Genomic DNA, 15,226 nt, shown 5'->3' with positions numbered 1-15,226 from the left:
GCACGAGGATCTGTCCCGCCTGCCGAGCGATGTGCACAGCACCGAGGCGATCCTGTTCGACCACGAGGGCCGCCCGCTCTCCCGAGTCGACGACGCCACCCGCGCCCGCCTCGCCGCCGAGGCCGCCGCCGACCTCGCGCGCCCCGACCGCGACCGAACCATCGGCCAGTCCCGCGACGAACATCCCGCCGACCGCACCGCCCGCGAGGCCCGCGAACGCGCCGACCGGCTCCGCCGCGAATCCGACGCCGACCCCGGCAACTGGTTCAAACGCGAACTGGCCGTCCAGGCCGAATGGACCGCCCGCCAACACACCGACCTCGCCGACTGGCTGCACGACCTGACCGCCCACCCCGACACCGACCCGACCCGCCGACGCTACGACCGAATCCTCCGCGAGGCCCACCTGGCCCACGAACGCGCCGAAGCCCTCCGCCGCCGCGCCGCGACCGAAATCGACGACTGGTTCACCCGTCAACTCGCGGACCACGAGGAATGGGTCGCGCGCCAACACGCCGAAATGGCTGCGTGGCTCAGGGATTCGATGGAGTCGCGCCTTGATTCCGAAGACGCACCGGGTGTGCGGACCCCGGACGAAGAAGCGCCCTCCGAGACTTCCGACGGCGAGAGGCCCGCCGAGGGGGAAGGAACCTCCGAGCCCGAGACACGCGAGAGCGGAAATGTTCCCGCCGAGGACCGGCAGCCTACCGCGCCCGGGACGCGCGAAGACGTGTCCGATGGCGAGTTGCCCTCTAAGGCAGGAGATTCCGAAGAGGCTCGGGTCGCTGAGGAAGGAGAGGACGCCTCCGCAGCGAGGACGCGCGAGGCCGAGGGCCCCTCGGAGACAAGAGTTCCCGAGGGAACTCGAGGCGGCAACGAAGGAGAGGACGCCTCGGAACCGAGGACGCTCGAGGGCGAGGGGCTTTCGGAGACAGGAGATTCCGAGGGAACTCGGAGCGGCGACGACGGAGAGATCGTCACCGAAACGGGGACGCGCGAGGCCGAGGGGTCGCCGGAGGAGGCCGGGCGGCCTTCGGGTGCGCGTGCTACCGGGCGGTCCGAGTCGGCGGAGACACGGGGAGGGGACGGCGAAGCGGAGCGTCGCGTTGGGGAAGCGGAAAGCGTTGGGCGGCAGGCGGCTCGGGAGCAGTTGGAGCGGGTCGAGGGGATTGCCCGGGAGGCGCGGGAGCGGGCCGAGCGGGCGCGGGGCGTGGCGGATGCCGATCCGGGGGATTGGCTGAAGCAGCGGTTGGCGGAGCAGGCGGAGTGGACCGCGCGGCAGCACGGTGAGATGGCGGATTGGTTGCGGGAACAGGCGGGTGTCCCGGAGGAGGGGGCGGAGACCGGCTCCGGGATCGTGCCGCAACATGTTTCGGGGGAGACGCCCGGCGGGGACGCGGAGGCCCACGTGCGGCGGCCGTTGGACCAGGTCCGCAAGTTCCTGGCCGACCACGCGACCGCCCATCGCGACGACCCCGCCCCCCGGCACCCGGAGGAACTCGACGCCTACGCCCGCGAACTGATCGAGGTCCTCCGCCTCGACGAGGCCCTCACCGGCCACCCCGACCCCCTCTCGGCCCTCCAGGAACTCGCCGAAGCAGCCCGCGCCCGAGGCTTCGTCGGCGACACCCCCGGCGAACAACCACGCCCCATGCGCTACCCGGAGGACCTGACCCCCCTCACCCTCGACGAGGCATACGGCGACGAGGAGTACTGGCTCCTCGAACCCAACCCCGACACCACCCCCGAACTCACCCCACCCCGCCCCCCGGCCGCCCTTCCCGAAGCGCCGCCGCACCCGGAGCCCGCCTCCCCGGACATCCAAGCCCCAGAACCGAACAGGCATTCCGGTTCCGACTCGACGACCGACCCCACGAGCACCCGTCCCGATTCCGACCCGAGGACCGACCCCACGGGAACTCGGCCCGATTCCACAACTCCCCCGGAATCGAGAGCCGGAGAACCGAACAGGCAGTCTGGTCCGGAGGCGGCGACTCGATCCGATGCCGGGACGGACCCCGCCGCGACCTCCCCGGACTCGTCACCCGAGCGAGCCGGGCGAACGGACAAGGAGTCCGGCCCGGAGACACCTCCCGAGCCGGGCGAGGGCTCGAGTGATCGGACGGGTTCCGCTCCACGACCGGATACTGCCGGGCGCGACGAAAGCTCTGCCGGACAGCGGGATTCGGCCCAGCCGGAAAACGCGGCGCCACAACGTATCTCCGATGACGAACTGCGCGAGCGGTTGCTGCGGCGGTTCGGTGTGCGGGAGGAGCAGCTCACCGGGGGCGATCGCGATCGGGTGTTGCAGGAACAGCGGTTGCGGAATGCGGTGCGGGCGGGGGCCGTTGAGGCGCTGGCGGAGCATATCGGGCGGGTTGCGGAGGTTGCCGATCCTCGGCATCGGGGGCAGGTCGAGGCGACGCGCGATGGCTGGGCGCGGATGCTCGGTGTGGATCCCGCGGAGCTGAGCACGCCGGAGGGGGCCGCTCGGGAGCTGGCGCGGTTGCGGGCCGAGGTGCTGCGGGAGGCGCACGATATCGCCGATCTGGCCGCGCTGACCGCCGCGGATCGGGAGTCGCCCGCGGCCGGTGGGCACGATCTGGTGGTGCAGATCGGTGCGGATCGGGTGCATCTGCGGGCGGAGGCCGATGGCGAGGGCGGCTGGCGGGTCGTCGGTGACGAGCGGGTGCGGCGGCCGGACGAGTCGCCGGAGGAGGCCCCGGAGGCCGAGCCGAAGAAGTCGCTGTGGCGGCGGATCCTGGATCGGTTGCGGGAACCGCAGCTGCGCGAAACACCGCCCGCGCCTTCGGGTTCCGGGTCGGCGCTGGCGCAGCCGAGCAGCGAGTCGAACGCTCCGGCGACACCGGCGCATCCGCCCGCGCACGGGGCCGGGTACGACGTCGCCGACTTCATCCAGGGCCTGTCGGGCGCCTCGGAGGTGCTCAAGAAGCTGCCCATCGGCCTGGCGGTCGAGCTGATCACCTTCTATCAGAACCGGGAAAAGCTGGGCGACTTCCTGTTCCACCGCCACCACGAGAGCGAATTGCCCGCGGCCTACCGCACCGACAGCGCCGAATACGAGTACTGGCGCGAACAGGCCGATCCGAAACTGCTGCGGCAGGTCGAACTCAGCCCGGAACAGGCCGCCCGCTGGGGCGGACCCCGCGAAGACGACAACGCCGCACCACACCGCCCACCCGAGAACCCCACGCCCCCCGAACCTTTCGAACGACCCGCCGCGGGCGACGAATACCGCCCCGACGATTCCGAAAGTCGGGCCCTGCGGGACTGGCTCGACGAGGTCGACGCCCTGCATCAGCAGCGGGCCGACGTTGCCGCGACGATCGTGGCGCTGGCCCGCAACTACGGTCTGGATCTGCCCGACCTCGGCCACGAATCGGTCCGCCGCGCGATCGAACACCTGGAGTATCAGATCGCGCGGCGGGGGGCCGCGATCGAGGGCCTGCTCGGCGCGACCCGGTGGTACAACGCCGAGGACGCGCTGATCCCGTACAGCCACGAGATCGACTCCCTCACCAACGATCCGCTGAACCGTTTCCTCCAGGAACTGGTCATCGCGAACGAGGGCGACGCCAACTTCCTGAACTGGGGCGGCATCAAGAACAAGACCGCCACCCCGCCGCCGGTGTGGACCGAACTCTTCGACGATCAGGGCCGCCCCCGCGAGGGCGGGCTGCGGCTCTACTTCGAGGAGGCGTTGCGCCGCGAGCAGATTCGCGAACAGCGCGCCACCTGGGAAGATCTGCTGCCCGACGACATCTCCCGCGATCCGGCACGGCTGGCGGAGACGATCGAGGGGCTGCGCAGCGGCACCGAGGACCGGATGAACGCCCTGCGGCGGCTGCGCGAGCTGGCCGCCGACTACCGGGATCTCGACGAGCGGTATCGCGAAACCGGGGAAACCCTGGTCGATCTCGCCGCCACCGAATGGCTCCGACACGGCGAGGGCGGCCAGCGCGTCGAACCGGGCGTCTGGCACGTCGACGGGCAACCCGCGCGCCTGGTGATCGTGGACACCGGCCTCGGGCACGACGAGATGCTGGCCCGAACCCTGGCCGCGCACCCCGAACGCGCCGACGCCGTGAATCGCGGCGACCTGGTGCCCGACTACCGCATCGGCTGGGTGGACCCCGACGGCAATGTCCGCATCGCCCGGCTGGACGAGCCGCAGGCGCGGTTCTTCGAGGACGAGATCGACGGCCGGCCGGTGCGCGTGACCCTGCTCCGCGACGGCGAGGGTCCGTGGCGACCGGTCCAGCCGACCACCGAACCCGACGCGCCGTCCGTGCCGGAACACGCCGCGCCCGAACCGGTTTCGCCGCCCCGGCCCCGCACCGACGTCGAAAACGACATTCGCGCCTTGGCGGACAGGCTCGGCCTGGACGCCGATCGGCTGCTCGACCGTCCCGGTACCGGCCTGCTCGCCGAGGAGCGCCTGCGAAACGCGGTGCGGGCGGCGCAGATCGAGGCCCTCGTCGACTATGTCCGCAGCGCCGGAGCGATCGAGGAGTTCAACAATGTCGGCCTGGCGCGCGGGATGCTGGCCCGGCGACTCGAGATCCCCGCGCGCGACCTCACCGGGGAACGGCTGGCCGAGACCTTGGCCGACCCGCACCTGGGCGCCACCCGCCGCAACCGAATCGTCAAGGCGCTCACCGACTACGCCGCGCAGATCCGCGGCATCGACGCCGACGCCGTCGACGCCGCCCGCGACCGGCTCGCCCGTCGCCTGGGCGTCGAGCCGGGCGAGTTGCATCCCCGCAAGTTCGACGACGATCTGCGCAAACTCGAACCCGACCCGGACGGCCTCGATCCGAAGAAGCTGTCCCGCGCGATCGCGAACGTCGCGCACCGCACGGGCGGCGACGCCGAGACCCGATTGCGCACGGCCCTGGACGAATTCGCGCGCACCCTGATCGACCGCGACCCCACCCAGCGGGTCTGGGAGGGCGATCGCACCGCGGATCCGCGACTGGTCGGCGCGGGTTCGCCGACCCGCAGCGAGACCGCCTTCACCGAACTGCGCGCGATCCTGTCCGAGGTGACCGGCACGCACGAGCTGGCCGCCGAACGGTTGACGACCGTGCTGCTCGACCGCACGCTCACCCGGACGCGGCGCAACCGGCTGATCGACGCGCTGACCGACTGCTTCCACGAGATGCGCTACGCCGATCGCGGGGCGGCGCTCGTCGCGCGGGACCGGTTGGCGCGAGAGCTGGGACTGAAGGCGCGCGACCTGTACGGCAGCCGCCTGGACAACGACTTCCGGCGGACCGACGATCCGCGCGGCATCGGCACCCGAAAACTGAAGCGCGCCATCGACAAACTGGTCCGCCGCGCCGACGGCCCGGCCGACGTCGCTCATCTCACCGAGCCCCTGGCCGCGTTCGTCCGCGCGATCGTGGCCGCCGAACCGGCCCCGGCCCGGCACCCCGACGCCGGTCGGCTCGCCGCCCGCGCCGAACATCCCATCCGCGACGACGCGGCGGTGGCGCATCTGCGCGAGGTCGTGGGCGATCTGGTGGGCTTCGCGGATCTGCTCGACGGCCGTGTGGGCCTGCCCGCGGAGAACGGCGTGAACCGCGACTGGGCGCGCATCATCGGCGTGGACGCGGCGGGCGAGGAACTCGCCGAGCACATGGGCCGATACGAGGAGTTCCGTGCGGGCACGAGCGAGGAACACCGCGACCTGACCGCCGAGGAGCGGGAGGCGCTCGACGCCGAACTGCGCGCCGATCTGCGGGAGCGGATGGAGAAGTACATCAAGGCCTACGACGCCTTCCGCGACGGCGTCATCGAGGACCACGAGCGGCTCTCCGCCGAGGAACTCGCCGAGGTGCATTCCGAACTGCGCGGCGAGGTGCGCGACCGCGCCGCCGCGCTGAACGAACTCGGCGCGCTGCTCGACGAGCATCGCCGCGCCAGCGCCGACGACCGCCGCGACGAACTGCTCGCGGCCGCCCGCGCACGGACCGAGGCCGAGGAGCGGTTGCGGGCCGCCATCGACGAGGTGGATCGCGTGGAGGGCGACGCCCAGCGCCGCGGCGACCGCGTCTCCCGCGAGACCCTCGACTGGGACGCGGTCACCGATCCCGATCGGCTGGCGGAACTGCTCGAGCGCCTGCGTAATCAGACCATGGCCCACGGGGACGAGGCGCGCCGCCGCCTGGCCGCGTTCGACGAGTTGGAGGACGCGGCCGCCGACCACCGCGACGCCGTCGACGATCTGGCCCGCGCCGATGCCGCGATGGCGCGCACGATCGAGCACGACGCTCTGACCGAGGCGGGCGCGCACGTCCTGTTGGGCGAGCACCGCGCCGGAATCATCGAGGGCCATCCGCGCCGCGTCGCGGTCGTGGTGTGGGGCGAGGAGGAGGGTCCGCACGGCATTCTCGACAACGCCGCCACGCTGCACCCGGAGATCGGCGAGATCGCGGGACCGAACCGCGACAACGTGGTGATCCTGCGGCTGTCCGTCGACGAGGACGGCACCATCGTCGTCCGCCGCGAGGACCCGCCCGACCCCGAACCCCCCGCCGGTTCCGCGCCGCGCCCCGAACCCGACGAGCCCAGCTCCGGTGGCGGCGCGCAGCGACCGCCGGGCGAAACCGCCTCCGGCGAAGGCGAATTCGCCCCGGAGGGCACCGGCGGCACCAGTGATCGTGGTGCCGGTGATCGCGGTGGTATGGATGACCGTGGCGGCACTGGTGCTCGTGATGCTGAGGGTCGCGGCGGTCTGGGTGACCGTGGCGGCGCCGGTGAGCGTGGTGCCGATGGTCGCGGGGGTGCGGGGGATCGGGGTGGTTCCGGGGATGACGGTGGGCGGCCGCCCGCTCCGCCGACGGGCGGTGAGCCGCCGTCGGACCGTTGGACCACCCGGGGTGAGCCGCGACCGTTCGAGCCCACCAGCCAGTCCGGGCGGTTCGCCGAACTCACGGCACGGATCGCCGAGCGGGTCGCCGAGCGCGATCGGCTGCTCGGGCGGGCGCGGGAGTTGGCCGAGGCGTTGGGGATTCGCGGTGAGCTCGGGGGCGAGGATCTGGATCGCCGGGTTCAGGAGATTCGCGATGCCCATCGGACGCGGATCGAGGAGTTGAACGGGCGTTCGGTGACGGGTCCGGAGCTGGTCACCCACTTCGACGAACTGCGTGCGGCGCAAGAGCGTTTCGAGGAGGTCAGCGGGCACGCGCGGCAGGTGGCGCGGGTGCTCGGCGAATACCACGCGGCCGCGGCCGAGGTGGCGGCGCTGCGCGGTGAGGCGGCCACCGTCGCCGCCTTGGACGTGATCGCGGCCGAGCACGCCACCCCGGTGCGCGGCAACGATCTGGTCGCCTACCTGCCCGGCGAACCGACCCGCATCCTGGTCGTCTCGCCCGCGAGCGAGCCCGATCACCTGCTCGGCCGCGATCTGCGAGAGTCGTTGGCGCAACAGGGGATCGAGGTCGTCTACCGGCAGACCCGCGTCGACGAGGCGGGCCACGCGAGCGTCGTCGATCTGCGCCCACCGGAGCACCCCGCGCCCGCCGCCCGGCCCGACGAGCCCGCGGCGACACCGGACCGGGAAGGCGAACCGGGCCAGGGTGATTCACCCGATGCCTCGGCCGCCCGCGCCGCGCACGAGGAGCTCCAGCAGCGGCTCGAGGAACTCAACGAACAACGCCAGGACCTGATCCGCGACCGCGAGACGATGGTGCGCCGCCGCAACGCCCTGGCCGTCGGCCTCGGCATCCCCGACGCGGACAACTGGGCCGCGCTGCGACCGGAACGCCTCGGCGACACCTTGCAGGAGGTGCGCGAACGGCACGGCGTGCAGGACACCGACGAACTCGAGCACGTCGTGGAGCTCATTCGCGTGGTCGAGCGGATCAGCGGCACCGACGAGGATCTGGGCTGGCTGGAGAGCGAGATCCGCGCGGTGCGCCGCGACGAATCCCCGCGGGCCGAATACGAGCGGCTGGTCGAGCGCTGGCACGAACTCACCCGCGAACGCGAATTCCTGCGCGTCAAACGCGACGAGCGCGCCGAACTGCGCGACGCGGCCGGGCTCACCGGAGAAGCGCTGGAGCGCAGGGTCCTCGAGCTGTTCGAGAAGACCCAGGCCCGGTCCATCCGCATCCCGGCCACCCTCGACACGCCCGAACGGATCGTGCACCAGCAGATGGCGCCGTCCGAAGTGGCGTTGCGGCGCAGGGGGATTCGTAAACTCGTCGAGACCGTGGAGGCGTTCAACCGCATCGATCAGGCGGTGGCGGACGTCGAGGCGCGACTGACCGAACTGCGCGACGCCGGTGTCGGCGAGGGCCGTCCGCTCTCGCCCGAGGTGACCCGGGAGATCCTGCGGCTGGGCGCCGAACGCGCCGAACTGTTCCGCGAGCAGTTCAACAAGGCCCGCCGCTCCATGCTGGAGGACCTGGCGGAACGGCTGACCGAGCACGGCGTCCCGGTGCGCGCGGAGGATCTCGGCCCGGACCCCGCCACGGTGGATCGCGTCCTGGCCGAAGCCCGCACGCGCGCAGCCGAATTCGACGACCCCGAGACCCGCGACCGGCTGCTGCGCTGGCTGGACAATCTCGGGGACGCCGCCCACGACGTGATCCGGGTCGACAACGCCATGGGCCGCCTCGACGACGAGGCCGGGCGGGTCGCCGGACGGTGGCACGATCTCCTCACCGAGGAGGGCGCGCGCATGGTGACCGATCTGGTCGCCGTCGTGGACGGGGAGCCGCCGCGGCTCATCGTGCTCGGGCCGCGCGCGGATCTGGATCATCCCACCGCCGACCATGATCGGGCGCTGGCCGAGGCGATCCTCACCCACGCGGAGATCGCGCACCTCATGACGCTGCGGCCGGAGATCGAATACCGGCAGATGATGGGCGGACTGTGGGACGTGCGATCCGAGCCGCTGCCCCCGCCGCGCGTGGAGGTCATGGAAACCGGCTGGTTCCGCGGCGAACCCGGTATGCGCGTCACCCGCTGGCGCGACGGCGAGGGCCAATGGCGCTACGTGGATCCGACGCGTCCGCAGTGGCGCACGAACCGCGACCAGACCGTCCCCGACCCCTACGATCCGGGCAATCCGGACTGGTGGGGCGGGCTGGTCCACTACATCAACACGCTCGCGCTGCCGTTCACCGATATCCCGCCGGGCAAGATTCCGCTGGACCTGCTGCCGTTCAACGCGCTCGGCGTGGAGGGCAAGTTCTTCCGCGGCGACATCCCCGACGAGGACATCCTCAGTCTGCACATCGGCGGCGAGATCAACGCCGTGCAGCGCAATCTGCGCAATCTCATGATGGCGCTGCAACATCCGCGCGTGGAGGCGTGGATCCAGCGGCATCCCGGGATCGGCGACTTCCTCGACGCCCACCCGGGACTGAAGAAGGTGCCGCCGTTCTCGACCATGTGGTCCGGGTTGGAGTGGCATCAGCGCTCGCAGTACGACGTGCAGCAGATGTTCCCGCGCCGTGATCCGGCCGACCACACCCTGGCCCCCGATCGCGCGGAACTGCCCGATCACCTGCAACGGCTGATCGATCGCACCCGCGAGAACCTGGACGGGTTCCGCGACGAACAGCGGCGGCGCGCCGCCGAGGACGTGGTGGCCCGGATCCGCCGCGAACTGGTCGACGGCGGGTCGCGGATCGATCCGACCCGCGGAGACGTGCCCGAGCAGGTGCGGCGCATCGACGCCCACATCGACGATCTGGCGGGTCGCCTGGCCGACGCCTTCCACGCGAATGACCCACGGGCCGTGCGTGATACGGTCGCCGATATCCAGCACCGGCTGCTGGAACTCCAGGACCGGGGCCGCATCGCCGACGCCGATATCGACGCGATCGTGACCGAACTCGCGCCGCATATGCGCAGCGATCACGCGAGCGGTGATCCGGTGCTGGATCAGTGGCGGCTGCTGTCGTGGACCGATCGGGAGTACGAGCGGTTCCGCGCCGATCCGCAGCTCGCCGACAAGATCTTCGAGGGGCTCGAACGGCATCGTCGTAATCAGCGGGTGCTCGCGGCCCGCGAGATCCTGGGCCGGATCCGGGCCGAACTGATCGAGGGTGTGCCCCACGAGCTGACCCGCGCCGACGCGGGGGAACGGCTGGAGCGCTACCTCGAGAACTACATCGACAAGTACTCCGACACCGAACAGCGCAAGCTCGGCGACGCGTTCGACACCGAGGATCGGAACCTGGTGCGCGACACCGTGTTCGAGCTGCGCGAGCGGCTGCTGCGGATGCAGGAGAACGGGCGGATCAGCGACCGGGACATCCATCGGATCGCCGAGGAACTGGCCGACGGGCATCCGCCGCTGCGGGCGGACTACATGACCGGCGCGGACGAATTCGCGCCGCCGACGTTCACCCGCGAGCAGATCCGGCAGATCCTCGACCACCTCATGGTCGACGAGCATCTGGTTCGCGACCCCTACGATCCGGCCGGGCGTTTCGTGCGGCGGCGGATGGATCAGGTGGCCGACGTCGCCGAGGCGATCAACCGGCTGCTGACCGTGGAACCGTTGCCGGAGAGGGTGATTCCGCGACTGCGGCGGCCGTTGCAACAGGACATCGTGTTGTTGCACGACGCGCTGGCCGAATCGGAGTACGAGCGGAATCCGGCCCATCAGCGCGCGGGCAAGACCTGGTACGACGCCAACGCCCACGCGGTCGGCGAGGGCTACCACTGGGACGCGGACCGGCCGCCGTTCACGGGCTGGCGCCGGGATCTGGAGTACAACTCCTATCTCGCCGAGTTGCTCGAACTGCCGCGGGCGCAGGAACGGGCCGAGCGGGCGGCCGAGGCCGTGGCGGCCGCCGCGCGGGCGGTGGGCGTCGACCCGGACGCCGCGGTGGCCGCGTACCGGTCCGCGGATCGGGAGCGGTGGTTCGCGGATCTGCGTGCGGCGCATCCGGATTCGGTCGAGCGGGTCGATGCGCTGGAACGGGCGGCCCGCGAGCGGGTGGAGGCTGACGCGCACCTGGATCGGGTGCGGGCCGGGCTGGAGGGATCGGCGCTGTACCAGGGGCGGCACGAGCTGTCGTCGTTCCTGCCGCGAGACCGGTATCGCAACGAGTTGCCCGCCGCGCGGGAGCGGTGGCGGTCGGCGTCGGCGGAACTGGAGAGCGCGGCCGAGGCGCTGGGACTCGATCCGGTGGCCGCGCTCATCGGGCGGGAGTTCGGCGGGGACGAGTGGTTCGCGAATCTGCGTGCGGCGCAGACGGATTCGGGGGAGCGGGTGGACGCGCTCGAGCGGGCGGTGCGCGACTACGTCGACGCCGACGATCATCTGGATCGGCTGGAGGAGGCATTGCGGCGCACCGAGCCGGGTGCGGAGCGATCCGATCACGAGCTGGAAAGCGCCGAGCCGCAGCGGGATTCGCTGCCGTCGCCGCAGGAGGAGACCGCGCTGGTGCGCGAGCGGCTCGAGGCCGAACGCGCGCGGTTGGCGCGCGCCGAACACGCCGTGGACGACGCCGCGCGGTACTTCCCCGTCGACCCTCGCGCGGAGCTGCGCGACGAGGACCAGCTTCCCGGCTGGATGGACGAGGTGCGCGCCCGCACCCGCGAACTGCCCACCCTCGACCTCTGGGAGGAGCGCGCCCGCGCCCTCGAGGACGCCGCCCGCGAATACCTGCGCGCCCGCGACGCCGTCGCCGACCTCGAACAGCACCTGCACCGGCTCGAGGCCCGCTTCGGCCCGGAGATCGTCGAGAGCGAACTCGGCGTCTTCTACGAACACCGTTACGGCGGCGGCAACGAACACGGCATCCACGCCTGGGTCAGCCGCTCCGGCATCGCCCAGATCGAAATCCGCGTCGGCCCGCACACTCCCGACGGCGGCACCATGTTCCGCGACATGATGCGCGCCATCGCCCCCCACATCATCCACATCGACGACACCTGGAACGCGGGCCCCCGGCTCTCGGACAACCTCGACTCCTTCAACGCGGGCATCCAGGAACTCCTCCTCACCCCGGAAGAGGCCGCCCGCAACACCTTCACCGGTCGGCTGGCGGCGGAGTTCGGGTTCACGGAGGTCACGGTCCAGCAGCTCGAGGGGCCGCTGGGGGAGAACACGGGAGCTTCGGTTCGATTCAGTCGGCCGGGGACGCATGTGGTTCCGGAGTCCGGGCCGACACGTCCGGGTGAGCCCGCGGACGAGGCGCGCGACGGCGACACGGAGGCAAAGCTCCAGGGGGCCAGCGCTTCCGGTGACAGGGCCGAGCCGGGTGGTTCCGGGGAGGGGAGTGCCGAGTCCGGGCGGAGCGAGGAGATGCGAGAGGTTGGGGTGTCCCGCGACGACGGGGACGGCGATCATGCGGCTGAGGAGGTCGGTGCCGAGGGGCGCGACCGGAGCGGCGTGGCGCGGGAGTCCGGAGAGATCGAGGTGTCGCCGGGCGGTGGCGAGCGGGATGGCGGGGTGACGGCAGGCCGGACCGAGGGGACTGGCGAGGGCGATACCGATGGGGGTACGAGACGGCCCGTGGACCAGGATGGGGGCTCGTGGGAGATGGGTGTGCGCTGGGCCGGGGACGGCGAGGCCGGTTCCTCGGACGTCGGCGACGGTTCGGATCGGAAAGCCGAAGGCGGAGAAGGGGATAGCGAGTCGGTTCAGCAGCCCGGTGCCGGTGATCACGAGCGTTCGCGCTCCGGGGACGACTCGGGACGAGAGGGCGAATCGCGTGTTCGAGCACGCGGGACGCGCTCCGCCGACGACGATGCCTCCCGTCAACCCGGCGAGACGGACCCCGCCAACGGCCGTCACCGCCGCCGCCCGGCCGCACCCGGCCAGGACGGTCAACCCGAGCTGTACGTGATGTCCCGAATCCCGCACCCCCCGCACTTCTTCGACGTCGAAATGCCCGACGACGAATGGGACGTGCCCACCCTCGTAGCCCCCGACATCGATGTCCCCCAACAACCTTCGCAGCCCGAGCCCCCCGCTCCCCACACCCCGTCTCCCCACACACCCACGCACACATCCGCTCGAACCCCCGAGCACCCCAGCGCCCCGGCATGCCCGGACCCCTCGCAAACGCCCAACCCAACTCAGCCTCCACATACCCCCACACCCCCAACCCTCCCGAAGCCTCCCCAGGAGCCCACCCCACCCCACCTCCCGAATCCTCCCCACCTCCCGGAAGCCCCGAATCTGCCCGAGCCACCCCAGGTTCCGGGCATCCCCGAATGGCCTCACGCGCCTCATCTTCCGGAAGTGCCGAATCTGCCTGGACCCCCTCAGGTTCCGGGCACTCCCGGATGGCCTCATGTGCCGCATCTTCCGGAAGTGCCGAATCTGCCCGAGCCACCCCAGGTTCCGGGCACCCCCGGATGGCCTCACGCCCCGCACCTTCCGGAAGTCCCGAATCTGCCTGAACCACCTCAGGTTCCGGGCACTCCCGGATGGCCTCATGTGCCGCACCTACCGGAAGTCCCGGACCTGCCCGAGCCACCCCAGGTTCCGGGCGCTGGATGGCCCCACCCGCCCAACCTTCCGGAGGACCCGGGTCTGCCCAAGCCCCCAGGTGCGCCTGGTCGGCCCCAGCTGCCGCAGCTTCCGGAACCGCCGAGTCTCCCAGAGCCGCCGCGGCTTCCGGGCACCTCTGGTCACCCGAGCCAACCGCACCTGCCCCAGATGCCCGGCCTCCCAGGCTCTCCGGAGTCGCCCGTCATTCCCGGCGCACCACGGGTGCCCGGCGCGTCCGGTTGGCCGAGTCCATCGCATCTTCCAGACCTGCCGGAGCTCTCGGGTACGCCGGGTACTCCCGATGTGCCACAGGGGCCTGGCCCGACTGGTTGGCCGGACCCACACCAAACGCCCGAAGCACCGGGATCTTCAGGGGTTCCGGGTACTTCCGACGCACCACGGGCCCATGGTGATCCGGGTTGGCCGGACCGGCTGCGGCTACCCGAGGTGCCAGGCTGGCCGGGACCTTCGGACCCGCCGAGCGCTCCCGACGTGCCGCGGCTTCCCCGCGTCCCCGGTCACCCTGGTTGGTCGGAGTCGTCGCAGCTTCCAGAGGGTTCGGGCCTCCCTGGGCCTTCGGACGTGCCGAGCGCTCCCGATGTGCCGCGGCTTCCGCGCGTGCCGGGTGGCGGTGGTTGGTCGGAGCCGTCGCAGCTTCCTGAGGGTTTGGATCTCCCTGGAGCTTCTGACACCCCAAGCGTTCTCGACGGGTCGCGGCTTCCGCGCGTCCCCGGTATGGCTGGTTGGTCGGGGCACTCGCAGCTTCCTGATGGTTTGGGCCTCCCTGGATCTTCGGACGTGCCGGGTGCTTTCGAATCGCCGCGGGATTCCGGGGTGAAGGGTGCGCCTGGTTGGTCGCAGCCGTCGCAGCATTCGGAGGCGGCTGGTTGGCCTGGGGGGTCGCAGGGGCTGGGGAGTGCGGCGAATGGTGGGGCTGGGGCGCAACAACAATCGGCAGGGTGGAGTCCGAATGGTGGGGCGGCCCCGCCATCTGTGATGCCGAATCCTGCTGGGCCGTATGGTGATTCGCAGCCGGTGCCACGGGGGCCCATGCCTGCCGCGCCGCCTTGGTTGGAGACCGGTGGGGACGGGGACGGGGGGTCCGGGTATCAGGCGTGGCAGCAGGACGGGGGCGGGTTGCAGCCGTGGCGGCAGGAGGGGATTTCGTATGGGCCGGGGCAGTGGCAGGGGGATGGTGGGCAGGGGCAGGCGCCGCCGGTTGCACCGCCGCCGGTGCTGCCGCCGCCGGGGATGATGCCGCCGGGGATGATGCCGCCGCCGGTGCCGTCGGCCGCGGGGGCCTCGGGTGGGGACTCGGGGCGGTGGAAGCCCGAAAGACGTTCCGCTGCTGAGCGATTGGTGGTGCAGTCCGCCGACGGGAGTGGCGGGCCGGCCGCGTTCGATACCGCCACGGGGCGGCTGCACGGGCTTGCCGCCACGGTGGGACCGGTCGCGGGGATCTATGGCCGGTTCGGGGAGACGACGGGTGTGCTCTATCGGTGGGGTGGGCGGTTGCAGTTGTGGGTCGACGGGCGGGGGATCGATCTGGAGGACGAGGCTGTGCGGGTGTATTGGGGGCGGTCGGATGCCACGCACGCGTGGTTCCAGGTGGGCGTGTCGGGGGTGTGCGTTTTCGATGCGCGGTACCCGTTCCCGGGGGCGGAGTTGGACTTCGGGCGGGTGGTCGAGCAGATCGTGGTGGATCCCGAGCGGCGGGCGGGGATCTTCCGATGA

Annotated in this window: 1 protein-coding gene (running past one end of the window); it reads left to right on the top strand. The window is 71.6% G+C overall.

Annotated elements, in window-relative coordinates; genetic code table 11:
• Positions 1–15,226, top strand: the 3' end of a protein-coding gene (locus ACWDSJ_RS06000; protein ID WP_450029582.1) for a WXG100-like domain-containing protein. Its footprint begins 17,045 nt before the window's first position; the window shows 15,226 of its 32,271 coding nt (coding positions 17,046–32,271); the start codon falls outside the window, past its left edge; its stop codon occupies positions 15,224–15,226.

It is taken from the genome of Nocardia sp. NPDC003482, assembly GCF_053588115.1.
The sequence above is the reverse complement of the archived record's forward strand: the minus strand, read 5'-3'. Positions and strand labels throughout refer to the sequence as shown.